The sequence below is a fragment of the Aliivibrio sp. 1S128 genome (genome assembly GCF_001691065.1).
Lineage (GTDB): Bacteria > Pseudomonadota > Gammaproteobacteria > Enterobacterales > Vibrionaceae > Aliivibrio.
This window is the reverse complement of sequence record NZ_MAJV01000003.1, coordinates 278,386-301,811: the sequence shown is the minus strand read 5'-3', so window position 1 is coordinate 301,811 and position 23,426 is coordinate 278,386. Positions and strand designations below refer to the sequence as shown.

Genomic DNA, 23,426 nt, shown 5'->3' with positions numbered 1-23,426 from the left:
AAAATCTCATGTTGCTAGGACGCAAGAAAATCACCCAGTTATTAAGTGCTCGATTATGCGCACTTATAGTGCTTACTTTTACTCATTTAACCGCTTACGCTGAAGACGTTATTTCAAATCAACTGGTAAATGTAAACTTTCAATTAAGTCAGAAGCAAGAAGGGGTGATCACGGTTGATCTCGCTTCTGCTGCTGCGACGGTGGATTTAAAAAAAGAGAACGGTAAATTAATTATTGAGTTGTATAACACAAAAGTTAGCGATGATAAGTTAGTTATTTTAGATGTAGAGGATTTTGCAACATTAGTGTCTCGAATTGAAACCTTTAGAGAGCCAAATAGTACGGTGCTATCTGTCGATATTAAAGGTGAATATCAATATGACTACTTTCTAAAAGATCGTTCATTGCAAGTCGTGATTTCATCGAAACCTGAAGTTGATAAAAGTGTCCAAATTAGTAATGGTGGTGACGATAGCAAGCCGATCTCGATCAATTTCCAAGATATTCCTGTTCGAAACGTATTACAGCTAATCGCAGATTATAATGACTTTAACCTAGTTGTTGCAGATACCGTTACAGGAAACCTAACCTTGCGTTTAGACGGCGTACCTTGGCAACAAGTATTAGATATTATTTTGCAAGTGAAAGGGTTAGATAAACGAGTAGAAGGCAATGTTGTATTGATTGCTCCTAAATCAGAGCTTGATGCGCAAGAAAAGCAAGTTTTAGAACAAGCACAAATGGCATCGGAATTAGCTTCGCTTTCATCTGAGATCCTTTCGATTAAGTACGCTAAAGCGTCTGATATAGCTGAATTATTGGTTGGCGAGGGGGACATTACTATGCTCTCAAGCCGAGGTAGTATTACTGTCGATGAGCGAACTAACTCACTTCTTTTACGAGATCTTCCTGAAAATATCGTTGTTATTAAAGATATTATCGATACGCTTGATATTCCGATTAAACAAGTACAGATTGAAGCTCGGATCGTCACGGTTAACGAAGGTAATCTTGATGAGCTAGGAGTCCGTTGGGGCATTACTAACACCAATGGTAGCACTACTGTAGGTGGTTCAATCGAAAGTAATTTAGCTGCTGTTGGCTTATATGATGGTGGTAGTGATGATGGCGGCGGTCTTCCTGTTGATGATTTTTTAAATGTTAACTTAGGGTTGGCAAATCCTGCGGCTTCAAGTATTGCTTTTCAAGTCGCTAAATTGGGGTCTAATCTATTATTAGATTTAGAACTTTCGGCACTACAGGCTGAATCTAAAGCTGAAATCATTTCAAGCCCTCGTTTAATTACAACAAATAAGAAGCCTGCTTACATTGAACAAGGTACTGAAATTCCTTATCTAGAAGCTTCTTCTAGTGGTGCTACATCTGTATCGTTTAAAAAGGCAGTATTAAGTCTAATGGTGACGCCGCAGATCACGCCTGATAACCGTTTAGTTCTTGATTTGGTTGTTACCCAAGATAGACCAGGACAAGTGGTTAAAACGGGCACAGGAGAGGCTGTTGCGATTGACACTCAAAGGATCGGAACACAGGTATTAGTTAATAACGGTGAAACGGTTGTTTTAGGTGGTATTTATCAGCATTCATTATCAAACAGTGTAGAGAAAGTGCCATTGTTAGGTGATTTACCCCTGCTCGGTGTGTTATTTCGTCGTAGCTCAGAAAATATAGGTAAAAAAGAATTATTAATCTTCGTTACGCCAAAAGTCGTTATACAGTAATGAGATAGCGTAACCTAAGCTGATAAAATACGTTGAAAATAGTACGTAAAAAAAATAATTATGCTGAACTTTTCATCTAGCTATTGCAATCACTAGCTATTAACTGAGATAATTTTTGGTCTTATCACGAAATATCTGTGAGGAATATGGTGCCACAGGGGAATGTCTGTTAAAAGAGACAACTGTTGGCAATGTCGTTAATGAACTTTGCATAATTTCTAAAAAATGGCTGAAAAACGAAATATTTTCCTTGTTGGCCCAATGGGCGCCGGCAAAAGTACAATTGGTAGACACTTAGCACAGCAACTTCATATGGAGTTTCTTGATTCTGATACGGTAATCGAAGAACGTACAGGCGCAGATATCGCTTGGGTATTCGACGTAGAAGGTGAAGAAGGATTCCGTGTACGTGAAGAAGGTGTAATTAACGATTTAACTCAAGAGCAAGGCATTGTACTTGCGACGGGTGGTGGCTCTGTTATTAGTAAAGAGAGTCGTAATCGTTTATCTGCTCGTGGTGTCGTTGTATATCTTGAAACTACAATTGAGAAGCAATTAGCTCGCACACAACGCGATAAAAAACGTCCGTTGCTTCAAACTGATGAACCTCGTGAAGTGTTAGAAGCGCTAGCGAAAGAACGTAATGCACTTTATGAAGAAGTGTCTGATTACGTTGTTCGCACCGATGATCAAAGTGCAAAAGTAGTTGCAAATCAAATCATCCAAATGCTTGAAGAGCGTTAATTCAAGTTATTTAATAAGACAGATACTGGGAACGAATCATGGAAACGATTCATGTAGATTTAGCAGAACGTAGCTATCCCATCTCTATCGGCGCCGAGTTGCTTTGCAACCCGGCGCATTTTTCATCTGTAATACCTGCCAAAAAACGTGTTGTCGTTATCAGTAATGTAACGGTGGCGCCGTTATATGCTCAACAAATCATCGACACTCTACATACGTTTGAATGCCAAGTATCACTGCTTGAATTAGACGATGGTGAACAATATAAAAATCTTGATACGTTCAATCAAATCCTGACATTCTTATTAGAAGAAAATCACAGTCGAGATGTGACAATTGTTGCATTAGGTGGTGGTGTTGTTGGAGATGTGGTTGGTTTCGCCTCCGCGTGTTATCAACGTGGTGTCGACTTTATTCAAGTGCCAACAACGTTATTATCTCAAGTAGACTCGTCCGTTGGTGGAAAAACAGCAATAAACCATCCGCTTGGTAAAAATATGGTTGGGGCGTTTTATCAACCTAAAGCGGTGATTATTGATATTAATTGCTTAAAAACATTGCCTGAGCGTGAATTCGCAGCAGGAATGGCAGAAGTGATTAAGTACGGTATTATTATTGACCGTGATTTTTTTGATTGGCTTGATGAAAATATGGATAAGCTATACGCACTCGATCATGATGCGTTGGTATATGCTATTTCTCGTTGTTGTCAAATCAAAGCGGAAGTCGTGGCTAAAGATGAAAAAGAGTCTGGGATACGCGCACTCTTGAACCTAGGTCATACTTTTGGTCATGCTATTGAAGCTGAAATGGGTTACGGTAATTGGCTTCATGGTGAGGCAGTTTCTGCTGGAACAGTAATGGCAGCGGTGACGGCTCAAAAAGAAGGGTTAATCTCGCAAGATGATGTAGATCGTATTTGTAATCTATTAAAAAAAGCGAAATTACCTCTTAAAGCACCAAAAGAAATGACAGTAAATGCATTTATGAAACACATGATGCGTGACAAGAAAGTGTTGTCAGGTAAGTTACGTTTGGTGCTCCCGACTTCAATTGGTAGCTCTGAGGTCGTAACAGGTGTTTCTGAACGCGTTCTCGCTGATGTGATAGAGCAATGTAAGGCATAAAATATGAGTATCGGCCATGATTTAACTGTATTGGAATTAGAAAGCCAAATTGATGTGTTATCACGCATTCAATTTGTCTCCCGATTTGGTTCTAATTTAGTGCATATTGAAGGGGTTAAAGGCTCTGGAAAATCATGGCTTGCTCAACGTTATCTTGAACATTGGAGTGATGATAATAATCAAGCTCTGTTGATATGTCATCCAAGCCAATCAATACAGCAACAGCGCGGAATTATCTTAAAGCAGGTTGTGCAATATCCGCTATTTAATGAATTTGATACTGTAATTGATAGTATTGAAAGAATGTTAGCTGGAGAAAAATGCAATCTTGTTTTAGTTATTGATGATGCCCACTTACTTTCTCCTGAGTTACTTAGTGAATTGTGGCTCTTAGTTCAGAGAGCTCAGTCAACGCCAAATTGGCAAATCAATGTTTTGTTATTTTCGGAAGCAGGTAAGTTAGCGTCTGCATTGTCTCGTGTTTCTTATGGACAAGACAATAAGCCTGTTGATATTGATATAGCGCCATTAAGTGAAGATGAAGCAACAACGTTTTCTGAAATGCTGGTCGTCCGCTTTGCGCCAAGTAGAGAAGATAAAATCCGCATTCGTAATTTAGTCGATAAAACTGAGCGCTTACCTGCTGAATTAATTTCGCTAGGTGAAAAGAAAAAAGAACGTCGAGTTATTATTCGTTCTGTAACACAGTCTCCTGTTCGGATTTTAGCGTTAGCGTCCATTTTATTATTAGGTGCAACAGCGGGGTATTGGTGGCTAAATCAATCATCAATAAAGCCTACTTTTTCTGCGTTGGATGACAATCTAGTTTTGAGTGTCGATGACGCGTTGGATGATGTTGGTGTTAATGAGCCCGAAGACGACACTCATTCTATTCCACCAGATGTAATTGATACACCAGTGATTGCCGAAACAACGGTAGAAGAAGGTAAGCGAGTTGTCGTTCCTTCTGAGTTGGTTGATTCATTAATTAATGAATCGGATTTGACACTGGATGAACAAGAAGAACCGAACCCAATTTCAGTTGATGAAGTTATGCCTACAAGTGAAATTCAAGAACATTCGGCGTTAACAAATGAATTAGCGCAAGCGGATGCTTTTACTCTGGCAAATAAAGAACTAATGACCATTTCAGATAAACGCTATCTTTTACAATTAGCAGCGTTAACGAATGAAGAAGCCGTACAAGAGTTCTTAGAAGAGCATCAAATTGGACAATTGACTCGTACTTATCAAACGCTTCGAAATGGGTCTATTTGGTATATTGTCACTTTTGGTGATTATGCTTCAATTTCATCTGCGCGTGGTGCTGTACAGACTTTACCAAATTCGGTTCAGGCATTAGGGCCTTGGGCTAAATCTTTAGTTCAAGTACACCGTGAAATTGATTCCGTAAAATAAGAGATAAGATAAACAGACCCTAGTAAAAAAATAGGGTACAATCCCCCGCTTTCTGAACTAAGGTAAAAAGGCGTAAAAGACGTATGAAAAAGCATCGTGCATTTCTCAAGTGGGCTGGCGGTAAATATAGCCTGGTAGAAGAAATTCAACGCCATCTTCCCGATGCTAGAAAACTGATCGAACCGTTTGTTGGTGCAGGTTCAGTATTTTTAAATACAAATTACGATCATTATCTTCTTGCCGATATTAATCCTGATTTAATCAATCTTTATAATCACCTTAAAGATGATCCTGAGCGTTTTGTTGAAGATGTTCGTGTATTATTTCAACCTGAATATAATCAAAAAGAAGTGTATCTAGATTTACGTATTGAGTTTAATCAATGCACAGATACTTATCGTCGTTCTTTGCTTTTCTTGTATATGAATCGCCATGGTTTTAATGGTTTATGTCGTTACAATAAAAAAGGCGGCTTTAACGTTCCTTTTGGCTCATATAAAAAACCCTATTTCCCTGAAAAAGAAATGTATTTTTTTGCTGAAAAAGCAAAGAAAGCAACGTTTGTGTGTGAAGGGTATTTAGAAACCTTTAAACGTGCTCGTAAAGGCTGTGTAATTTATTGTGATCCACCTTATGCGCCATTATCAACAACAGCAAACTTTACCTCATATGCAGGAAATGGTTTCTCTTTAGATGATCAAGCAGCTCTGGCTGATGTAGCAGAAAAAGCGGCATTTGAACGAGATATTCCAGTGCTTATCTCAAACCATGACACGATATTAACTCGTCGTTTGTATCTTGGTGCAACGCTGAATACGATTAAAGTAAAACGAACGATTAGTCGCAATGGCGCTGGCCGTAATAAAGTTGATGAGCTTATGGCATTATTTCACGCCCCTAAATGCACTGAGTAAATAGAATAATTCTCTTCAAAAATCCGCTCGAAAGATTAACTGTTCTAAGACAGGTTTAAAATTATCAGGTAGAATTGCGCGGTCGAGTTAATCGATTGCGCTATATCGTCATAGCCGTATTTAGATAATAAAATAATTAACCTGAGGCTCAACATGAAAGATTTTTTGATTGCACCATCTATTCTCTCTGCTGATTTTGCACGTCTTGGTGAAGACGTTGAAAAAGTATTAGCGTCAGGTGCTGATGTCGTTCACTTTGATGTAATGGATAACCATTATGTACCAAACCTAACGTTTGGCGCTCCTATCTGTAAAGCATTACGTGACTACGGTATTACGGCCCCTATTGATGTTCACTTAATGGTGAAACCAGTAGATAGTATCGTTCCTGAGTTTGCTAAAGCTGGCGCAACCATGATCACTTTCCATGTGGAAGCATCAGAACATGTTGATCGCACTCTTCAGTTAATTAAAGAAAACGGCTGTCAGGCTGGTGTTGTATTAAACCCAGCAACGCCATTATCTTGCCTTGATTACATTATGGATAAAGTAGATATGATCTTACTTATGTCTGTTAATCCAGGTTTTGGTGGTCAATCATTCATTCCTCATACACTAGATAAGTTGCGTGCGGTGCGTAAATTGATCGATGAATCAGGTCGTAATATTCGTCTTGAAATCGACGGTGGCGTAAAAGTAGATAATATTCGTGAAATCGCAGAAGCGGGTGCGGATATGTTTGTTGCAGGCTCTGCTATTTTCAATCAACCAAACTACAAAGAAGTGATTGATGAAATGCGCGCTGAATTAGCAAAAGTGAAAGGTAACTAAGAATCATGTTTGAAAACATCAAACTGATCGCCTTTGATTTGGATGGGACGCTGCTTGATAGCGTTCCAGACTTAGCTCGTGCGGTTGACCTTGCTATGCAAGATGTTGGTTACCCAAGAGTAACGCTAGAACAAGCGTCTCATTGGATTGGTAACGGTGCTGATGTTCTTGTTTCTCGTGCTCTAAGCCAAAGTGTCACAGTGCAACAAGGGCTATCCCCTGAATTGATTAAGCAAGCTCGTGCTCGTTTAGATCATCATTATCATGATGGTGGGCATAAGTTAAGTCACTTATATCCAAAGGTAAAAGAGACACTAGAAGCGCTTCATCAACAAGGGTATACATTGACTCTTGTTACTAATAAACCCGCTCAATTTGTACCTGAATTATTGGAGCAACACCAACTTGCTCATCTATTTGTTGATGTCATTGGTGGCGATACCTTCATTGAGAAAAAACCAAACCCATTTGCACTAAATTGGTTACTCGATAAGCATCAATTAAGCGCTTCTGAGATGTTGATGGTGGGTGACTCAAGAAATGATATTCAAGCGGCACAAGCGGCGGGTTGTTATAGCTTTGGCCTGACTTATGGCTATAACCATGGCGAGCCAATAGCAGACAGTAAGCCAGATGTAGTAAGTGATGAATTTAATCATTTATTAGCCGTGATGAGTGTGGCAAGATAGTATTCATTGATAAGTACAAATAAAGACTATCAATACAATAGAATAACCATTAAATGATCCCATCGAGGATCATTTAATTTTACAGTTAAACAAGGAATCATAACCATGAGCAAGCCCATCGTATTAAGTGGTGTTCAACCATCAGGTGAACTAAGTATAGGTAACTACTTGGGTGCTCTACGTCAATGGCAACAGATGCAAGACGATTATGATTGTCAGTATTGTGTAGTAGACCTTCATGCAATTACGGTTCGTCAAGATCCTAAAGCGCTTCATGAAGCAACACTCGATGCACTGGCAATTTGTCTAGCGGTTGGTGTTGATCCAAAGAAGAGCACGCTATTTGTTCAGTCGCACGTACCAGAGCATGCTCAACTTGGTTGGCTTCTTAACTGTTACACTCAAATGGGTGAATTGAATCGTATGACTCAATTCAAAGATAAATCAAAGCGTTATGCAAATGACATTAACGTAGGTTTGTTTGATTACCCAGTATTAATGGCGGCAGATATTTTACTTTATGGCGCACATCAAGTGCCTGTAGGTAGTGATCAAAAGCAACATTTAGAATTAGCGCGTGATATTGCCAACCGTTTTAACAATATCTACAGCCCTGAAGCGCCATTATTTACCGTGCCAGAACCGTACATCCCACAAGTGAATGCGCGTGTAATGAGCCTGCAAGATGCGACGAAGAAAATGTCTAAATCAGACGATAACCGTAAGAACGTTATTACGCTGCTAGAAGATCCTAAGTCGATTCTTAAGAAGATTAATAAAGCACAAACAGATGCAGAAATGCCACCGCGTATTGCTCATGATTGGGAAAATAAAGCGGGTATTTCAAACCTTATGGGTCTGTACTCTGCGGCATCAGGCAAAACGTTTGAAGAGATCGAAGCTCAATACCAAGGTGTTGAAATGTACGGTCCATTCAAGAAAGACGTTGGTGAAGCAATTGTGACTATGCTTGAGCCGATTCAATCTGAATACAAGCGTATTCGTGAAGATCGTGCCTATATGGATTCTGTAATGAAAGCGGGTGCAGAGAAAGCCTCTGAGCGCGCAGCAATTACATTGAAAAAAGCGTTTGAAGCGGTTGGTTTTGTTACTCGCCCATAGTCTGTCGCTCTGATAAAATAGATTGCTCGTAGGGTTTCCTTACGGGCAATTTTTATTTCTTATTCATCTTCTTAAGTAGTTTTTATGCTGTTAATGATCGACAATTATGATTCGTTTACCTATAACTTATATCAGTATTTCTATGAATTAGGTGCTGAGGTAAAAGTAGTTCGTAATGATGAAATTGACATTGAAGGCATTGAAGCACTTAACCCATCCCACTTAGTTATCTCTCCTGGCCCTTGTACTCCTAACGAGGCTGGTATTTCTTTGCAAGCCATTGAATATTTCGCAGGGAAATTACCAATCCTTGGCGTGTGTTTAGGTCATCAAGCCATTGCTCAAGTGTTTGGTGGTGATGTAGTGCGTGCTAAAAAAGTGATGCATGGAAAAACATCGCCAATAATCCATACCAACCAGAGCGTATTTAAAGGGCTGAATAATCCTCTTACCGTCACTCGTTACCACTCATTAGTGGTTAAAGCTGAGACATTACCTTCATGCTTTGAAGTTACTGCATGGACAGAAAATGAAGCGGGAGAAATGAATGAGATCATGGGGTTTTGCCATAAAACGCTGCCGATTGAAGCGGTACAATTTCATCCTGAATCGATAATGACAGAGCAAGGTCACGATATCCTAGCTAATTTTATTAATAAATAATTTTCTTTCGAACTTAATCAGAGGAAGTATTAAACGATATTTATCGATTTTCCTATATAAAAATAAAGACCTCACAAAGAGGTCTTTTTATTAAGTATTAATGTATTTATTGATTAGTATATCGTACATAACCATTGGAGAAGATCCAACGGTTGCCGTTCGACCAGTACACTTCTGGTTCTTGAGTACACTGGCCTGACGCATTGATAAAGCCAGCACCGTACCATTCGCCGCCTCTGTTCAAACTACACAGGTTGGCATCGCTGTTTTTGGTTGCCTTGATCGCCGTACCCACGTCATGGCGATTATTCAGTGATAGCCACTCAAACTGGTTCATCTCAGACAGCAAAGGACGCTCACCAGCCGCATCGCGCACTGTAATGTCATCGCCACCCGTACACTGGTAATTCCCGCCGCTCAGCACATCTACATAGCCATGCAGTGTTTTTTCAATGCCATTCACAAGCATTGGGAAACGACACACGTTCGGTGTTTCGTCGCCCACACGCAATGTTGCCAATACGCTCTTGTCGTTAGCGCTTAATGCGGTAGGATCAAAGTTTTCTGTGTGCGTGAACCAACCTTCAGGCATGTCACTTTCAAACCCTTGGTAACCGTAGTCCTGACCAATGATGATTGGCCCTTTCAACGCGTCTACCGCTGGGTTACGTGGTGTATCTTGTGCATCCAACATTGTGATGTCGCCATTGCCCGACGTACACGTCAGGGAAATACGCGCTGGGTGGTTATCCATCGGTAGGTTAACGTGGAACTTATTACTTTCACGGCTGTTATGACGCGTGTCGTTTAGCGCAATCACGTCCAGTGAACCGTCTTCGCCGACCACTTCAAGCTGACACTGTTTTTGTGATGTCAAAGTATATTGTGTTATGTCACCTTGGTGACCCGCATAGGCCCACGCTGCACCATTGGTGTGTTTCACGCCGTCGATCTGCTTACACTTGCCATCGGCATAGAAACCGGCACCATCATGCGATGTTCCCGCTTTGTCCAAAGCACACACGGCTTGCTCACCCAGTTCAGGGGTTGGCACATACGCCACGTTTCCCGCCAGTTCGCCTTTCCCCGACAATAACTGGTAGTCATGCGGTGCGGAGGTCGGCACTTCGCGTGTGCCATCAACAAGCCAGTACATTTCTGCCGTCACCTGACAAATTTGCGCCGCTGCATTTTCATAACCAACAAAGTTTGCCGTGTCACCTTGCTGGTTGGTGTAACTGAACTGACACAGCGGTAACCATTCACCATCGACTTTCATGGTCTGCCATGCCGTGTTGTGACGATCGCCTTCCGTCAGGTTAGCCACGTGCTGCCAACCTTCGAGTGTCGGCTTGATAGGGCTCGGCGCAGGCAAGGCGAAAATGTTGCCATAGTTAGAGTAAATCAGTGGGTAAATCTGGCTAGCGTTCTCCGTTAATGGGTCATAAATACCCAGCACAGTGATCACTGGTACGCCTTGCTGTTCTGGTTTCGCATAGCCCGTGTCAGATTCAACATAACGCTGTGCTTCTGCATCCCAACGAGAGAAACCGGTCGAGCTGTTCATGTCCACGTTGCTTGACGTGTTCAAATGGTCTTGCGTTACACGCGCGGCAATCGGGTGTTCTAAGGTGTAATTACTGATCAATCCGGTCAGTGGATTTTCACCGCCCCCCATGGCTTCACGCATAAAGCGGAATTCATTGGCAAACGGTGGTACTGACTCACCACTGGTCGGGTTTTCAACCGTGATAGCCGCATCCTTCCAGTGAAGGTTGCCAATAAAGCGGTTGTAGCGAACATCCCAGCCCCAGCCGGATTTCATGTCATGAATTGATGCGTTCTGTGGATTGTGACCACGGCCAAAGTTATGACCCAGTTCATGAGACCATTCGTTACCGCGTGTACTGGTGAGCGTGACGATACCGCCCCCGCCGCTGCCGCCGTGGTTAACAATTTTAGAGGTCACGACACCGGTTTCATTGCCGTCGCTGTCTTTTTCTTTGTACAGGTAGCGACCTTGGCTGTTGTGAGCCGTAATGTGGAAAAACGGACGCGGCCAGCTAATATCACCGCCTGCGGCATCAACACGGCCAAAGTTGGCATTGTTGATCCCCAGTGACACTAAACGTTTGCCGACATATTCACGCATGTCGCCACCGTGCCAACTCGGATTGCCGTCTTCACTGGCTTTGGTGTACACCTTGCCGTTAGGCAGTGTGACTTTTCTTAGGTGCAACGGGGTGTAATCCGCCATCACCAATTTAGATACCGGAATTTTTTGGAAGTAGTCGGTTGACAGTTTGGCCATGTCATTGATCATATCGTAACGATCTCGCGGCTCGGTCAACATACCAATATCAATATTCTGGATCACCAACTCGGGTGCGCCAGCGAACACAAGATCATCTTGGGTCAGCACGCCTTCTCGGCCTAAGTTATCCGTCAAGGTGAGTGACAACCCTGGCGTCATCCAGTCCCACAGTAACGGCAGGCTCCACGCATGGTGGGAGTACACCACTTTGCTGTGGCCATTATCCGGCTGATCCGTGTCTGGCAATGCACTTGGTGGATTCAACGCAAAACGCCCGACAGGTGCACCTTCGATGGCAACATCGACCCACAGTTGATGCACTCGAGGCTGTTGAGGGGTCACCAATAATAGCGCTTCACGCCCAACCACAAGGTTCGGGTGATTGATCGCGTCATTCGTATTCGGCGTCACACTGGTGTGAGTTTGGGCAAAATTCACGTGTGCACGCAGGTTTCCGCTCAGGTGGTTCTGTGCTTTGCGGCTATCGTTGTAGCTCAGGCGTGACGGTAACGTGGTAAAGGTAAAAGATTGAGTGTCACACCCCAGTGTATTGCACGACGTGATCTCGACATCGTATTTGGTATTCGGGCTTAAATCCCCGATATAAAAACTAGACGTTACCTTGCGGTAATGCGTGGTGATAGAGGACTCACCTTCTGGGTACACGGTGAAGGCAAGATCAAATTCGGCGTCAGACGCCGCATCCCATGCCAATCCTACACCCACGTCCGACAACGATTCGCTACGTAACGCACTCAATGTCGGTATTGTCAGCTCACCACAATCGCTGCTCACGACCGCGTGTTCCATGGCATATTTCCAAAGGTAAGACCCATCCGGTAAAGCGGGTGAACTGCGGCTGGCAGGGAAATATTTTAGGTAACACCCGGTCTCGTCGTCATTCAGCACACCCGACTCACGGTGGATCAGGTAAAAACCAGCACGTTCAGATACAATTTCCCAATCCGTATCGATGAAAGGAAACGCATTACTGTAGCTGCCTTGGGCATCATTCAATGGAAACATCGGGTAGTTTTCAAAGTTGAGTTGATACTCTTTGCCTTTGAATGTCACATAGCGCCGATCTTCACGTTGAATAATATTTTTAGGATCTAAAGCAAGTTGATGTATTTTCTCGATAACAGCACGGGTTTGAACTTCTAACGATGGCAATGTTTCAACTTGAGCAACAACCGAGTGGCTGATGAATGCTCCAGCAACAAGTGTTGCTAATATAGTCTTTTTCATATTAGGCTCTTAATTAATATAACTAATCCTTATATTTTTGATCTTAGTTATAACTTTTGAGAATTCTTTTTTTTGGATATTTTGATATTGCTTCATAAATACCTGTTGCATTTTTAGATTTTAAATTTATACAAGTGAATTAATATGAAACTTTTAGACTATTCTTTAGTTAATGATCTGTAATGAGTTCTCATATCCATAGCGATCTAGTTCACTCTTCTTACTTTTTCTTTCGTCTTTTTTTCTGCTTATTTATATGAAGATTTATGCATAAACTTTGTGTCTTCTATTCTTATAAATTCGTTTACTTATCTACTCACCTGCTATAGCTTTATTTCATAACCATTCTAATAAACTGAATTATCAGTCACTTCTCAATAGATAATGGAACTTTTTTAGTTCAAAAAAAGAATTTTGTGCTATTGAAAAGGTTAATGATTTGTAAATACTATGCTGAAAAACGGCATACGCAGAAGGAAAATGTGATGACGACCAATTCAAAAGTCGAACGTAAAGATTTTAATGATGTAATGGTACCTTGCTATAACCCGATGGAAGTCATTCCAGTGAAAGGGAAAGGTGCACGAGTGTGGGATCAAGCCGGTAAAGAATACGTTGATTTTGCTGGTGGTATCGCAGTGAGCTGTCTTGGTCATTGTCATCCTGTAATGGTCACTGCACTGCAAGAGCAATCTCAACAGTTGTGGCATTTAAGTAATGTGATGACCAATGAGCCCGCGATTCGTTTAGCGAAAAAGCTAACAGAAGTATCGTTTGCTGAAAAAGTATTTTTTGCTAACTCTGGTGCAGAAGCGAATGAAGCGGCATTGAAGCTTGCTCGTCGTTGGGCGGTTGATGTTCACGGCGCAGAAAAAAGTGAAATTATTGCTTTTAAACAAGGCTTCCATGGTCGAACTTTCTTTACGGTAACGGTTGGTGGACAAGCTGCGTATTCTGATGGTTTTGGCCCTAAACCAGGTGATATTTCTCATCTTGAATACAATAATTTAGAAGAACTTGAAGCGCACATGTCGGAAAAAACCTGTGCGATCATGATGGAACCACTGCAAGGTGAGGGGGGGCTTATTTCACCAACTACTGAATTTGTGGAAGGCGTGAGAGCCCTGTGTGATAAATACAACGCGCTGCTTATCTTTGATGAAGTACAAACCGGAAACGGTCGTACGGGCGACTTTTATGCTTATCAAGGTTTAGGGGTTACGCCTGATATTTTAAGCACAGCAAAATCGTTAGGTGGTGGTTTCCCTATTGGTGCCATGCTGACAACGACAGAATTGGCTCAGCATTTAAAAGTGGGTACTCACGGCTCAACGTATGGCGGTAATCCGTTAGCGTGCGCTGTTGCTGAAGCCGTTGTTGAAGAGGTATCAAAACCTGAAACATTGGCAGGCGTAAAAGAACGGGAGCAATGGTTCCGTGATGGACTAGAAACCTTAAATACAAAATACGATATGTTTGCCGAAATTCGAGGCAAAGGCCTATTACTTGGTGCTGCATTAAATGAAGCGTGGCAAGGCCGTGCTCGTGATGTTCTTGTTGCCGCTGGAGAGCAAGGTTTAATGGTACTTGTTGCTGGTGTCAATGTGGTTCGTTTTACTCCCTCTCTTGTTATTACAAAAGAAGACGTAGATTTAGGATTTGAACGTTTAGATAAAGCGCTTTCATCATTAGAAAAATAGATACAAACAGGAATTTGGGCAACTCAGGCGTTTGAGTGGCCCTCTTTTTATCTATCTAAAAATCAACGCAATACTCTACCGTGTTTATTCCAATAGATAGCCTTGAAGTTATATTTATTGGACTTAGCACCGCCTATGAAACATCGCATCGGAGGGAATATTGATGCTTGTTATTCGTCCTATCACTCAGGAAGATTATCCTGCACTTCACCAGTGTGCAGTAGAATCAGGACATGGTTTTACATCGTTACCAGTGAATGAAGAACAATTACGAAATCGAATAGATCATTCTATTGGTAGTTTTCAAAAAGAGGTCCAAGCCCCTGGAACGGAAGGCTATTTAATGGTTGGTGAAGATTCAGTTTCTGGTGAGGTTACTGGTACCACAGGAATTGAAGCTGCGGTTGGTTTAGATTCTCCCTTTTATAATTATCACATCAGTAAAGTCGTTCATTTTTCAAGAAAACTCAATGTGAATAATGTGGTTAAAGTGCTGACTTTTGGTAGTAACTACACGGGTAGTACTGAGATTTGCACGCTTTTCTTACGTCCTGAATTTCGTGAAGGTCTTAATGGTCGCTTAATGTCTAAAGCTAGATTTTTAATGATGGCCGAGCACCCCCATCGTTTTTCTGACACCATTTTTGCAGAGATGCGTGGTGTGTCAGACAAGGAAGGAGAGTCGCCATTTTGGAAGTGGCTACAGACGCATTTTTTTTCTATCGACTTTACGGAAGCTGATTACCTAACAGGTATTGGTTATAAAGGCTTTATTGCCGATCTTATGCCTAAGTTACCGATTTACGTTAATTTATTAAGTAAAGAAGCACAGGAAGTTATTGGTAAGGTTCATGACAATACAAAACCCGCATTAAAACTATTAGAGAATGAAGGTTTTCGTTGTCGTGGTTATGTCGATATTTTTGATGCTGGCCCGACGGTTGAATGTGATTTACGCAGCATTGAATCAGTGAAAAATTCATTTAAAGCTAAAGTAATTATTACTGAACATAACAGCTCACAACAGTATTTAATTTCAAATACATCGTTTGAGAATTTCAGAGCAACAGCAACCACCGCCGCTTATGATAAAGCGACTGATACCGTTCATTTAACACAAGAAGCAGCAACGGCTTTACAAGTTAATGTGGGTGATTACGTACGTTTATTAGCTCAATAGAGGACAAAGGATATGACACATTGGATTGCAGGGGATTGGGTTTCAGGTAATGGTGAAACAATACAATCAGTAAGCCCGTACAACAGTGAAGTAGTGTGGGAAGGAGACAGCGCAACCAAAGCTCAGGTTGAGTCAGCGGTCAGTGCTGCACGTCATGCCTTTATTGAGTGGAAAAAACAGCCTTTTGAAGCACGCCAAGCAATCGTTGAGCGTTTTGCAGAATTAGTGAAAGAGAATACTGATCTGATAGCAGAAGTGATAGCGAAAGAAACGGGTAAGCCATTCTGGGAAACTAAAACAGAAGCGGGCGCAATGGTGGGTAAGATCGCAATTTCTATCCGTGCTTATCATGAAAGGACGCCCTATAAAGAGCGTGAAGCTGCTGGAAATAAAATTGTACTTAGACATCGACCTTTAGGTGTTATGGCTGTCTTTGGGCCGTACAACTTCCCAGGACACCTTCCTAATGGTCATATTGTTCCTGCACTGCTAGCAGGTAATACTGTCGTGCTAAAACCCTCAGAGCAAACGCCATGGACCAGTGAAGTCGTCATGAAATTATGGCAACAAGCAGGCTTGCCAAATGGTGTGATTAACCTAGTACAAGGTGCTCGTTCAACGGGTGAAGCGCTAGCGGGAGCTAAAGGTATTGATGGCCTGTTATTTACCGGTAGTGCGAATACTGGACATATCCTGCATCGCCAATTTTCAGGAGACACCGGAAAAATGCTGGCTCTAGAAATGGGCGGTAATAATCCGATGGTTATTTCAAAAGATTTTGGCGACCAAGAAGCGGCAGTTTACACCATTATTCAATCGGCATTCATTAGTGCGGGTCAACGTTGTACGTGTGCGCGTCGCTTATATGTCCCTATTGGAAAAGCAGGCGATGAGTTGTTAGTTCGCCTTGTTGAGGTGGCAAAAAGCATCGTTGTTGACCAACCGTTTGCTGATAACGCTCCGTTTATGGGATCGCAAATATCAGTCGCAGCAGCAGAGTTTATTCTCAATGCTCAGAAGAATTTACAAGCTTTGGGTGGAGAGTCTTTACTTGAAGCCAAAAGCTTAGGTCATGCCTTTGTTTCACCGGGTATTATTGACGCGACTAACGTTGCTGAATTACCAGATGAAGAATACTTTGGACCATTACTGCAAGTGGTGCGTTACGAGACATTAGAAGAAGCCGTAAAGCTTGCTAATGACACTTGTTATGGATTATCGGCAGGCCTTGTTTCCACGGATGACAGTGAGTGGGAATATTTTGTAGAGCATATTCGTGCTGGTATTGTAAATCGTAACCGTCAATTGACGGGAGCAAGTGGTGACGCGCCATTTGGTGGTCCGGGTGCCTCTGGCAATATGAAACCAAGTGCGTATTACGCAGCGGATTACTGTGCATATCCAATGGCATCAATGGAAGGCGATGCATGTGAAATACCTGCACAACTCTCTCCGGGTTTAACTCTATAAGAGGCGATAAACATGAATAATGTAAATTCTTTATTTTCGTCATTGTGGAAAGATTATATTGCGCGCTTATCCCCATCTGCTGGGAAGGTGCATCAATTACTGTCTAATAACGATGAACTGATTAACGATCATATTGCGCTACGTACGTTTAATTTACCTAAAGTTGGATTACAGACTCTTGCTGCACCATTTTTAGCAATAGGCTATAAAGCGTGTGAGATTTATGACTTTGAAGCTAAAAAACTGAAAGCGCAGCATTTTGAGCACCCAGATCCTAATGCGCCACTCGTTTTTATTAGTGAATTATTAGTAGAAGAGTTATCACCTGAAATACAGGACATTATTCATGGCTTGGTTGAACAAGTACCAGCCCACTATTTTGCCACCAGTGATTTTCTTTCTTCCGGTAGGCCTTGGACATTAAGTTTCGAAGACTATCAAGTATTAGCGAAGGAAAGTGAGTACGCTTCTTGGTTAGCGGCTCATGGTTATGGCGCTAATCACTTTACGGTTTACGTTAATCAGCTTGAAGCGTTCTCTGAAGTGGTTGATGTGAACCAACACTTACGTGATGCAGGTTTTGCAATGAACGAAGTGGGTGGTGAAGTGAAAGGCTCTCCTGAGGTTTACTTAGAACAGTCATCAACAATGGCGGATAAAGTGAAAGTGAATTTTACGGAGGGTGAGTTTGAAATTCCTGGTGGATTTTATGAGTTTGCTAAGCGATATACGTTGCCAAGTGGGAAGATATATACAGGATTTGTCGCTGCATCTGCTGATAAAATTTTTGAAAGCACAGACAGTTAATTCTAAAATTTAGGCATAAAAAAACGCAGCTCAAGGGCTGCGTTTTTATTCGTTTAAGATAAGCGTTAAATTAACGAGTACCGTAAACTACAATTGTTTTACCGTGTGCAGAGATCAAGTTTTGCTCTTCAAGCATCTTCAAGATACGGCCAACAGTTTCACGTGAACAACCTACAATTTGACCGATCTCTTGACGAGTGATCTTAATTTGCATGCCATCTGGGTGAGTCATCGCATCTGGTTGTTTAGCTAGATTCAGTAGAGTCTGAGCGATACGGCCTGTAACGTCTAAGAATGCTAAATCACCCACTTTTTGGCTAGTGATTTGTAGACGAGTTGCCATTTGAGCAGAAAGACGCATCAGAATATCTGGATTTACTTGGATAAGTTGACGGAATTTCTTAAATGAAATCTCAGCAACTTCACAAGGGCTTTTTGCACGAACCCATGCTGAACGTTCTTGACCTTCTTCAAACAAGCCAAGTTCACCAATGAAGTCACCTTGGTTTAGGTAAGAAAGGATCATTTCCTTTCCTTCTTCATCTTTAATTAGTACAGCAACAGAACCTTTTACGATGTAGTAAAGAGTCTCAGCTTTTTCACCCGCGTGAATCAAAGTACTTTTTGATGGGTACTTATGAATGTGACAATGAGATAAGAACCACTCTAATGTTGGGTCTGTCTGAGGTTTACCTAGAACCATACTTTTATACTTCCTCTGCGTTTGCCAAGTAGGCGATGTCCATTTTAAAATAACTGAGCCAAATATCAGTTTGGCCTATACAATATGGTTATCGGAACAAGGCTGCATGTTCGTTGGGATAATTGATAAAATCATACCCTGTTTCGCCGTTGATTTCTTGACTTTGATCGTATGAAATGTGCGACCAAGGGCACAGTTTCGTGAAATGGATCACGAGTTTTCCTTTTATGTAGTAAAGAGGCTTTTATGAACGCTGAAGTTAAATGGATTGATGGATTTACTTTCTTAGGTCAATCTCAATCTGGTCACTCTGTTGTAATGGATGGTAATGGTGGAGAAAAAGCACCAAGCCCAATGGAATTAGTGTTAATGGCTGCCGGTGGATGCAGTTCTGTTGATGTTGTTGATGGTCTAAAATCAGCAAATCAAGCCGTACTTGGTTGCGTTGCAAAGCTATCAAGTGATCGTCGTGAAACCGCGCCGAAGTTGTTTACTCATATTAACATTCACTTTGAAGTGAGTGGAGATAATCTCGATCCTAAGGTGGTTGAGCGAGTCACTGCTGATTCATTACAGAAATATTGTTCTGTGTGTTTAATGCTAGGTGAAGGCATTGAGATGACACATTCTTGGGAAGTGATTGCTTAGATTATTTTTTCCAAAGAAAAAGCCTCATACATTTTGATGTATGAGGCTTTATTTTTAACTATTGTTTAACCAGTAATAATGAACAGATAATTACTGGAATTAGTATTCGTCGTCAATTATAGAATGAAACGACTTAGATCTTCATTAGCAATCAGATCACCTAAGCGAGATGTTACGTAAGCGGCATCTACCGTTAGGCTCTCGCCATCTTTTTCGGATGCGTCATAAGAGATCTCTTCCATTAGGCGTTCCATCACGGTGTGCAGACGACGTGCGCCAATGTTTTCTGTGCTTTCATTTACTTGGAATGCGGATTCTGCAATACGAGTAATGCCATCTTCAGTAAACTCAAGATTAACATTTTCTGTTGCTAATAAAGCGATGTATTGCTCTGTTAACGATGCATTTGGTTCGGTAAGAATACGTTTAAAATCATTCGCAGTTAATGCTTCAAGTTCAACACGAATTGGTAAGCGACCTTGTAGTTCAGGGATAAGGTCCGATGGCTTAGCCATTTGGAATGCACCTGAAGTGATAAATAACATGTGATCTGTTTTTACCATACCGTGCTTAGTGCTTACTGTGCTGCCTTCAACTAATGGAAGTAGGTCACGTTGCACACCTTCACGAGATACGTCACCAGACTGGGAGTTAGACCCTTTACAGATTTTATCTATCTCATCAATAAAGACGATACCGTGGTTTTCTACGTTGAAAATCGCTTGTTCTTTTAATTCTTCAGGGTTAACTAATTTAGCGCCTTCTTCTTCAGATAGGGCTTTAAGCGCATCTTTAATTTTCATCTTACGCTTTTTAGTTGTTTCACCACCAGATAGATTTTGGAACATACCTTGAAGTTGGTTTGTCATCTCTTCCATACCAGGAGGAGCCATGATTTCTACGCCAACTTGAGGAGCCGCAACATCCACTTCGATTTCTTTGTCATCTAGCTTACCTTCACGTAATTTTTTACGGAAAGATTGGCGAGTGCCTGAGTCATTATCGCTTTCTTCATTTTTACCCCATGCATCACGAGCCGGTGGTAATAAAATATCGAGAATACGATCTTCAGCTTGTTCTTCAGCACGGAATTTTACTTTTTCTACCGCTTGCTGATGTGTCATTTTTATTGCCACGTCAGTTAAGTCACGAATAATGCTGTCGACTTCTTTGCCTACGTAACCCACTTCGGTGAATTTTGTGGCTTCTACTTTTATGAAAGGCGCGTTTGCTAATTTAGCTAAACGACGGGCAATTTCGGTTTTACCAACACCCGTTGGTCCGATCATTAAAATATTTTTTGGGGTTACTTCAGCACGCAACTCAGGGTTAAGTTGCATACGACGCCAGCGGTTACGCAGTGCGATTGCCACTGAACGTTTTGCTTTATCTTGACCAATAATATGGCTATCTAGTTCGTGTACGATTTCACGAGGAGTCATCTCAGACATGGGTATTCCTTATTATTTATCGTTAAACGTTCAGTTCTTCAATGGTATGATTATGGTTAGTGTAGACATCAATATCGCCCGCAATCGTCAATGCTTTTGTGGCAATTTCACGTGCATCTAAATCAGTGTTTTCTAGTAATGCAGTCGCTGCAGAGCGAGCAAAATAACCACCAGAACCAATGGTAAGAAGGTCATTATCCGCATTGATTAAATCACCCGTACCGCTGATGATTAGAGACGTTGTTTTATCTGCAACGATTAACATCGCTTCAAGGCGGCGTAAGGCTCGGTCACTACGCCATTCTTTAGCGAGTTCAACGGCAGCTTTAGTCAAATTACCTTGGTGCATTTCTAGCTTTCGTTCACACAGGTCAAACAGAATGAATGCATCAGCAGTGCTACCAGCAAAGCCAACTAAAACGGAATCATTGTAAAGGCGACGTACTTTTTTTACGTTACCTTTTGCGATCATATCACCTTGAGATGCTTGGCCATCGCCAGCAACCACGACTTTGCCTTCACGGCGTACAGAAACTATTGTAGTCACGAGTAAAACCTCTTATTCGATGATGTAATTTAGTGAGACTCTTACATTAATCTTTATGATTATTACTATTGTAATGGGGGGGATGATGTTGGTTTTCAAGATGAGGAGAATAGAAAAAGGAGCACTTGATGTGCTCCTTTTGGGAAATGTGTGATGTTATTACGACTTTTTATGCTGAGGGCTACTGATCTTTCCAGATAGCGCATGGCTCTATTTTAGCTCGTTGTAATTTATGGCGATCTTTTTCAGCATCACGCTTAAATTTATACGGACCTAAAACCACTTTAAACCAGCTACTGCCTTCTGCATGTCTAACTGTAGAGGTTAGTCCTTGGAACGCGATGTTCATTTTACGTTCTTCGGCTTGTGAGCGATTTTTATAAGCGCCACATTGCATGATGTAAGGGATTTCAGAAACTTTCAGTTCTTTTTGTTTAACTTCAATTTCTTTATTTGGCAGTTCATCCATATAACTCCATTGCTCTTCTGGCATTGGAGGGATCTCTTCCGTGTTAGATTTCTTTTTAGCTTTAACTGGAATAACTTCGGTCACCGTTGATTTAGTTTCTGGTGTAGGAGAGTCATTTAGAAAGTAAAGGGCATAACCAAACACCGCGACTAATAGAGTAGCAACAGCAACCGCTTTCCATGGAGTTGATCCACTCGATGCAGGTTGTTTAGCCCCTTTTTTCTTGGCTGGTTTCTTTGTCGCTTTCTTAGGAGAGCGTCCACGTTTTACATAATCTTTATTGGCCACAATACTTTTACTTTATACAGAATTACAGAGAGAATACGTCATGGTAATCAGTTGTATGAATGCATACCAGCACTTGTGTAAAAAAGTACGTAAAAAGTCACTATTTGAACAAATAGTTCTATTGATAGTAGTGACTTTAGTGTTTTATTCTTTTTCTTCTTATTAATTCTTGTCTTTACGTTAACGGCTTTTTGGGGGTGCCGTACTCGCTCTAAGCACTAAAGAAGATTCAAGTAGACGAGAGCCTGAACGTACATCATGACCCTTTAATAAATCTAAAAGCATTATCATCGATTGGCGGCCAATCTCATAACGAGGTTGAGATATAGTCGTTAAAGGGGGATCACAATATTGAGAGAACTCAATATCATCAAAGCCCATAATTGAAATATCTTGAGGAATGCGAAACCCCATTTGCTTGGCTTTCTGAATTGCACCAATCGCCATTACGTCATTATGACAGAAGACCGCGGTTGGTGGAGAAGCAAGAGAAAGCAGTTGGGCGATGGCTGCCGCACCTGCTTCAAAAGTAAAGTTACCGTAATGCACATACGAGGTATTCATTGTGATACCTGCACGACGCAGTGCTTGTTGGTAGCCTTGATGTCTAAATTGGCACAGTGCGGAGTCTTCTGGACCAGATAATTCAGCGATTCTATTGTGGCCTAATTTGGTTAGGTAGTTTACGGCTTCAAATGCTGCCGTTAGATTATCGATATGAACGGTTGGAAGTTCTAATTCTGGCGCATATTCACACGCCATGACAAGAGGAGGTAAGTTTTTCTGTTCTTGGCGACTGGCATTAAAAGGAAGATCAGAGCCTAATAAAACCATTCCATCAACTTGCTTAGTGTAAACAAGATTAGCAAAAGACTGCTCACGTTTTTTTTGTTGGCTACTGTCGCCAACTAATATGACATACCCATTTTCAACCGCAGTGTCTTCAATACCTCTTAGAATTTCACTAAAATAAGGATCGCAGATATCAGGAACAATCGTCACAATGGTTTTTGATTCATTGCGGCGTAATGTTCGAGTTAATGTCGTTGGAGAGTAGCCAGTTTCAATGATGGCGCCATCTACACGTTTACGGGTGGATAATGATACTTTTTCTGGTGTCATTAGCGCTCGTGATACGGTCGCTGTTGATACTCCTGCCGATAAAGCAACGTCCTTCATTGTCGCCATAATATTCCTCTCCAACTGATTTAAATCTAAAGTAAACGATTGCTCTAATTATTTGAATAGATATTTTATGTGTAAAATAAAGATTTAAATACGGGTTGTTTAACAAAAATTACATCTGTATTGTGAAGTGACTCACATCAGAGTCGATTGTTTTTTCTATTTAGT

General features: G+C 41.4%; 20 protein-coding genes. 14 read left to right on the top strand and 6 right to left on the bottom strand.

Annotated elements, in window-relative coordinates:
* Positions 1-8 precede the first annotated feature (8 nt).
* From A6E03_RS03185 to A6E03_RS03145, 9 genes are all read left to right on the top strand, one after another.
* Entirely contained in the window at positions 9-1,739 is a 1,731-nt protein-coding gene (locus A6E03_RS03185) for a type IV pilus secretin PilQ (protein ID WP_141677214.1), read from the top strand.
* 225 nt (positions 1,740-1,964) lie between these two features.
* The gene (gene aroK, locus A6E03_RS03180; protein WP_045101110.1) at positions 1,965-2,483 is read left to right on the top strand and encodes a shikimate kinase AroK; all 519 of its coding nucleotides are present in this window, start codon (positions 1,965-1,967) and stop codon (positions 2,481-2,483) included.
* A gap of 38 nt (positions 2,484-2,521) precedes the next feature.
* Positions 2,522-3,610 carry a 3-dehydroquinate synthase gene (gene aroB, locus A6E03_RS03175; protein ID WP_065594204.1) on the top strand — a complete coding sequence of 363 codons (1,089 nt, stop codon included), beginning with the start codon at positions 2,522-2,524 and terminating at the stop codon, positions 3,608-3,610.
* A 3-nt stretch (positions 3,611-3,613) separates the two neighbouring features.
* Positions 3,614-5,029, top strand: coding sequence for an SPOR domain-containing protein (locus tag A6E03_RS03170; protein ID WP_065600153.1), 1,416 nt, complete (start codon positions 3,614-3,616; stop codon positions 5,027-5,029).
* A gap of 83 nt (positions 5,030-5,112) precedes the next feature.
* Positions 5,113-5,943 carry a Dam family site-specific DNA-(adenine-N6)-methyltransferase gene (locus tag A6E03_RS03165; RefSeq protein ID WP_065594202.1) on the top strand — a complete coding sequence of 277 codons (831 nt, stop codon included), beginning with the start codon at positions 5,113-5,115 and terminating at the stop codon, positions 5,941-5,943.
* Positions 5,944-6,096: 153 nt separating this feature from the next.
* Complete coding sequence (rpe, locus tag A6E03_RS03160) at positions 6,097-6,774, top strand: ribulose-phosphate 3-epimerase (protein WP_065594201.1); 678 nt, start codon at positions 6,097-6,099, stop codon at positions 6,772-6,774.
* Positions 6,775-6,779: 5 nt separating this feature from the next.
* Positions 6,780-7,463 (top strand): phosphoglycolate phosphatase, encoded by a 684-nt coding sequence (locus tag A6E03_RS03155; RefSeq protein WP_065600152.1) that lies wholly within the window; start codon positions 6,780-6,782, stop codon positions 7,461-7,463.
* A 105-nt stretch (positions 7,464-7,568) separates the two neighbouring features.
* The gene (trpS, locus tag A6E03_RS03150) at positions 7,569-8,585 is read left to right on the top strand and encodes a tryptophan--tRNA ligase (RefSeq protein WP_065600151.1); all 1,017 of its coding nucleotides are present in this window, start codon (positions 7,569-7,571) and stop codon (positions 8,583-8,585) included.
* 84 nt (positions 8,586-8,669) lie between these two features.
* Positions 8,670-9,248 (top strand): aminodeoxychorismate/anthranilate synthase component II, encoded by a 579-nt coding sequence (locus A6E03_RS03145; protein ID WP_065600150.1) that lies wholly within the window; start codon positions 8,670-8,672, stop codon positions 9,246-9,248.
* Between the two features lie 106 nt (positions 9,249-9,354).
* On the opposite strand, the gene A6E03_RS03140 is transcribed toward A6E03_RS03145, so the two are convergent.
* Positions 9,355-12,810: a M66 family metalloprotease gene (locus A6E03_RS03140; RefSeq protein ID WP_065600149.1), complete on the bottom strand. Its 3,456-nt coding sequence runs from the start codon at positions 12,808-12,810 to the stop codon at positions 9,355-9,357.
* 485 nt (positions 12,811-13,295) lie between these two features.
* Here A6E03_RS03140 and A6E03_RS03135 point away from each other — a divergent pair, with 485 nt between their 5' ends.
* From A6E03_RS03135 to A6E03_RS03120, 4 genes are all read left to right on the top strand, one after another.
* Entirely contained in the window at positions 13,296-14,510 is a 1,215-nt protein-coding gene (locus A6E03_RS03135) for an aspartate aminotransferase family protein (protein ID WP_065600148.1), read from the top strand.
* A gap of 163 nt (positions 14,511-14,673) precedes the next feature.
* Positions 14,674-15,690, top strand: a complete 1,017-nt coding sequence (gene astA / locus A6E03_RS03130) for an arginine N-succinyltransferase (RefSeq protein ID WP_065594195.1) — start codon at positions 14,674-14,676, stop codon at positions 15,688-15,690.
* A gap of 12 nt (positions 15,691-15,702) precedes the next feature.
* Complete coding sequence (astD, locus tag A6E03_RS03125) at positions 15,703-17,160, top strand: succinylglutamate-semialdehyde dehydrogenase (protein ID WP_065600147.1); 1,458 nt, start codon at positions 15,703-15,705, stop codon at positions 17,158-17,160.
* Positions 17,161-17,172: 12 nt separating this feature from the next.
* Positions 17,173-17,967, top strand: coding sequence for a DUF1338 domain-containing protein (locus tag A6E03_RS03120; protein ID WP_065594193.1), 795 nt, complete (start codon positions 17,173-17,175; stop codon positions 17,965-17,967).
* Positions 17,968-18,037: 70 nt separating this feature from the next.
* Here the strand turns inward: A6E03_RS03120 and crp are convergent, their stop codons facing one another.
* A complete protein-coding gene (gene crp, locus A6E03_RS03115; RefSeq protein ID WP_005421074.1) occupies positions 18,038-18,670 on the bottom strand; it encodes a cAMP-activated global transcriptional regulator CRP in 633 nt (210 codons plus the stop codon).
* Positions 18,671-18,916: 246 nt separating this feature from the next.
* Between crp and A6E03_RS03110 the strand changes: the two genes are divergently transcribed.
* On the top strand, positions 18,917-19,318 hold the full coding sequence (locus A6E03_RS03110; protein ID WP_060992622.1) for an OsmC family protein: 402 nt from the start codon (positions 18,917-18,919) through the stop codon (positions 19,316-19,318).
* Between the two features lie 116 nt (positions 19,319-19,434).
* On the opposite strand, the gene hslU is transcribed toward A6E03_RS03110, so the two are convergent.
* From hslU to cytR, 4 genes are all read right to left on the bottom strand, one after another.
* On the bottom strand, positions 19,435-20,769 hold the full coding sequence (gene hslU, locus A6E03_RS03105; protein WP_065594192.1) for an HslU--HslV peptidase ATPase subunit: 1,335 nt from the start codon (positions 20,767-20,769) through the stop codon (positions 19,435-19,437).
* A 22-nt stretch (positions 20,770-20,791) separates the two neighbouring features.
* A complete protein-coding gene (gene hslV / locus A6E03_RS03100) occupies positions 20,792-21,316 on the bottom strand; it encodes an ATP-dependent protease subunit HslV (RefSeq protein ID WP_065600146.1) in 525 nt (174 codons plus the stop codon).
* Between the two features lie 181 nt (positions 21,317-21,497).
* Complete coding sequence (locus A6E03_RS03095) at positions 21,498-22,073, bottom strand: SPOR domain-containing protein (protein ID WP_065594190.1); 576 nt, start codon at positions 22,071-22,073, stop codon at positions 21,498-21,500.
* 180 nt (positions 22,074-22,253) lie between these two features.
* A complete protein-coding gene (cytR, locus tag A6E03_RS03090; RefSeq protein ID WP_065594189.1) occupies positions 22,254-23,261 on the bottom strand; it encodes a DNA-binding transcriptional regulator CytR in 1,008 nt (335 codons plus the stop codon).
* Between the last annotated feature and the right edge of the window lie 165 nt (positions 23,262-23,426).

Bases quoted from the DNA above. Each gene is read 5' to 3' on its own strand.
- A6E03_RS03185 (WP_141677214.1), top strand. From the start codon at position 9: ATGTTGCTAGGACGCAAGAAAATCACCCAGTTATTAAGTGCTCGATTA.
- aroK (WP_045101110.1), top strand. From the start codon at position 1,965: ATGGCTGAAAAACGAAATATTTTCCTTGTTGGCCCAATGGGCGCCGGC.
- aroB (WP_065594204.1), top strand. From the start codon at position 2,522: ATGGAAACGATTCATGTAGATTTAGCAGAACGTAGCTATCCCATCTCT.
- A6E03_RS03170 (WP_065600153.1), top strand. From the start codon at position 3,614: ATGAGTATCGGCCATGATTTAACTGTATTGGAATTAGAAAGCCAAATT.
- A6E03_RS03165 (WP_065594202.1), top strand. From the start codon at position 5,113: ATGAAAAAGCATCGTGCATTTCTCAAGTGGGCTGGCGGTAAATATAGC.
- rpe (WP_065594201.1), top strand. From the start codon at position 6,097: ATGAAAGATTTTTTGATTGCACCATCTATTCTCTCTGCTGATTTTGCA.
- A6E03_RS03155 (WP_065600152.1), top strand. From the start codon at position 6,780: ATGTTTGAAAACATCAAACTGATCGCCTTTGATTTGGATGGGACGCTG.
- trpS (WP_065600151.1), top strand. From the start codon at position 7,569: ATGAGCAAGCCCATCGTATTAAGTGGTGTTCAACCATCAGGTGAACTA.
- A6E03_RS03145 (WP_065600150.1), top strand. From the start codon at position 8,670: ATGCTGTTAATGATCGACAATTATGATTCGTTTACCTATAACTTATAT.
- A6E03_RS03140 (WP_065600149.1), bottom strand. From the start codon at position 12,810: ATGAAAAAGACTATATTAGCAACACTTGTTGCTGGAGCATTCATCAGC.
- A6E03_RS03135 (WP_065600148.1), top strand. From the start codon at position 13,296: ATGACGACCAATTCAAAAGTCGAACGTAAAGATTTTAATGATGTAATG.
- astA (WP_065594195.1), top strand. From the start codon at position 14,674: ATGCTTGTTATTCGTCCTATCACTCAGGAAGATTATCCTGCACTTCAC.
- astD (WP_065600147.1), top strand. From the start codon at position 15,703: ATGACACATTGGATTGCAGGGGATTGGGTTTCAGGTAATGGTGAAACA.
- A6E03_RS03120 (WP_065594193.1), top strand. From the start codon at position 17,173: ATGAATAATGTAAATTCTTTATTTTCGTCATTGTGGAAAGATTATATT.
- crp (WP_005421074.1), bottom strand. From the start codon at position 18,670: ATGGTTCTAGGTAAACCTCAGACAGACCCAACATTAGAGTGGTTCTTA.
- A6E03_RS03110 (WP_060992622.1), top strand. From the start codon at position 18,917: ATGAACGCTGAAGTTAAATGGATTGATGGATTTACTTTCTTAGGTCAA.
- hslU (WP_065594192.1), bottom strand. From the start codon at position 20,769: ATGTCTGAGATGACTCCTCGTGAAATCGTACACGAACTAGATAGCCAT.
- cytR (WP_065594189.1), bottom strand. From the start codon at position 23,261: ATGGCGACAATGAAGGACGTTGCTTTATCGGCAGGAGTATCAACAGCG.